At 74.0% G+C, this 2,428-nt stretch carries 2 protein-coding genes and 1 pseudogene; all 3 read right to left on the bottom strand.

Annotation, left to right across the window (positions count from 1 at the left end):
* Window positions 1-1,006, bottom strand: a 1,006-nt coding sequence (locus Plo01_RS39715) for a hypothetical protein (protein WP_203895977.1), incomplete at its 3' end; no start/stop codon positions are given.
* Window positions 1,007-1,306: 300 nt separating this feature from the next.
* Window positions 1,307-2,098, bottom strand: a complete 792-nt coding sequence (locus Plo01_RS39710; RefSeq protein ID WP_203895976.1) for a carbon-nitrogen hydrolase family protein — start codon at window positions 2,096-2,098, stop codon at window positions 1,307-1,309.
* Window positions 2,099-2,197: 99 nt separating this feature from the next.
* A pseudogene (locus Plo01_RS39705) lies at window positions 2,198-2,428 on the bottom strand (hypothetical protein); the annotation flags it as partial.

The following is a 2,428-nucleotide window of genomic DNA, read 5'->3' as shown; positions in this document are numbered from 1 at the left end:
GGTGCAGGGCCTCGCGCAGGTCGGCCGCCTGGGTCTCGGCGATCCCGGCCACCACGCTCAGCCGCAGCACCAGCAGCACGGCCAGGAGCAGGGTCAGCACCGTCACCGTCAGATCACTGTGCGAGGAGACGTCATTGCGCAGCGACCAGCCGGCGATGGAGACCGCCGGGCTGAACAGCGCCAGCACCAGGAAGATCAGGACGCGGTTCCGGCCGGTGACGGCCGCGGGCCGGATCCGGCCCGCGTCGGCCATGCTGGGATGCAGGACCGCGGCCCCGAGCAGCACCGACCAGCCCAGCCAGCCGGCCGTGGTGAGGGGACCGGGGGAGCGGCCGGCGACCTGGTCGAGCAGGTAGGCGCCGTCGGCGACGAACAGGGCCAGGTAGGAGACGCTCAGCAGGTTCAGCCACGGTGCGCGGTTGCTGTCGAGGGCCATGCGGGTGATGACGCCGAAGGCGAACAGGTCGATGACCGGCGGGACCAGCGCGAAGACGAACGCCGTGCTCAGGCGGCCGCCGTGGTCGATCGCCGGGGCGATGAGGAAGGTCCACAGCGGCATGGCCGCCCCGACGCTGATGATGCCGCCGTCCAGCAGACCCGCCCAGCGGGAGCCGCTGGTCTGCAGATTCAGCGACATCAATGCGGCCAGCGACAGGCCGTAGGCGGTCAGGGTGCCGATCCGGTACAGCTCCAGCAGCTCGGAGCTGCCCAGCAGCACGCCGCCGACGCCCCAGCCCAGCGTGGTGGCGATCCAGGCCACCACGCTGACGAGACGCATCAGACGCCACGGTCGCGACCGGGCGAGGCCGTGGTGGCGGATGCCGGCGATGAGGGCCAGCGCAGAGGCGCCCTGCCCCAGCCCCCAGCACAGCACCTCCATCCTCGGCAACCGGCCGGTGATGACCGAGGCGACGGCGGTCAGCGCGCCCCCCAGCAGCAGGAAGCCCAGCCAGGCCCGGGGGTGCATGGTCCGGCCCGCTGCCGCGTCAGCTGACGAGGGGTTCATGAGGTTCCTCCCGTAATGTCCCATCGGTCGATCGGCCTCTAGGAGGTGGCCGTCGATCGACGGACGGTGGCCGTCGCAGCGGTCAGGCGAGAGGGGACACGCATGAGATTGTCCGTTTCTTCCATGAACTTCGGTTTTCCTCCATCGGCCGGCGATCCGGGCAGATGAGGAAAACCGTCGAACCGATGACCCGGCCGGGTTCCGGGCGTGCCGATCGCGGACTCGGACCGGCCGCGGGCTCGGCCGTACCGGGAGAGCGGCGTCCGGTCAGGTGACGGGTTCCGTGCCGGACGGGGAGAGTCAGGCCGCGCCCGTGCCGCGCGGGTATCCGCCCAGAGCGTCCCGGGCGCGCAACGCCTCCAGCTCGGCGCGCGGCAGCGGTGTGGTGACCAGGCAGGGATCGGTCCCGGCCCGGCTCAGCCGCCCGCCGTCCGGATGCCACGCGCCGCTGCCGCCGCAGGACTCCCATCCCGGCCCCGCGCCCGCCAGGTTCGCGGCGACCGCGAACATGCGGTGATCCATGGCGCGGGCGGCGAAGTGGACGTCGAGGCGCCGTTCCTGCCCCCGGGTGTAGAGGGCGGAGGCGGCGTACACGTCGGCGCCCCGGCGGGCCGCCTCCTGGGCGTGCGCCGGCACCGCGGCGTCGTAGCAGACGGCCAGGGCGATCCGCCAGCCGTCGATCTCCAGGAGCAGGTGCTCCGCGCCGGGCCGGAACAGGTCGCGCTCGGCCCCGTGCAGGCAGTGCTTGCCGTACGCCCGGATCCGTCCGCCGGGGCCGACGGCCAGCGAGGCGATCCAGGGCTCGCCGTCCGGCCCGCGATAGGCGGCGCCCACCACCGCGGTCACGCCGTACTCCCGGGCGGCATGGCGGATCGCGTCGAGTCTCGGGTCGTCCTCGGTCACCCAGGCCGACGGGTCGGACAGGAGCGCCAGGTCGTATCCCACGAGGGACAGCTCGGGGAACACCAGCAACTTCGCGCCGGCTCCGGCGGCGTCGGCCACCACGGCCGCCGCCGACTGGGCGTTGGCGCTCACGTCGCCCGGCTCGGCCGAGGTCTGCGCGACCGCCACGATCAAGGTCTCCGCGGGCACCGCGGCATCCTACCGGCCGTCCGGGTTTCCGCGCCCGTGGCCGGGGCGCCGGTCCTGCCGCGGGCCGGTTCTCTTCCCGGGGCTCTTTCCGGGCCGGCGTCATGCCGGCGACAGCGGGCCCTCCGGCGGCGATGACCACGGCGAGATCGGCGCCGGTCCAGAGCTCGACGAACTCGGCGGGATCCCGCGGCCGGCGGCGATCGTGACATGCGCGGGCACGGCCCCGGCGAGCAGCCGTACGGCCTCCGGCCCCGCGGCGTCGTCCCCCCGGCGCTCGTCGCCGATCCCGATGACGACCGTCCGGCCCGACGTCACATCCGCCGGGCCGGA

Source organism: Planobispora longispora, from assembly GCF_016863135.1.
In the GTDB taxonomy this organism is placed as follows: domain Bacteria; phylum Actinomycetota; class Actinomycetes; order Streptosporangiales; family Streptosporangiaceae; genus Planobispora; species Planobispora longispora.
The sequence above is the reverse complement of the archived record's forward strand: the minus strand, read 5'-3'. Positions and strand labels throughout refer to the sequence as shown.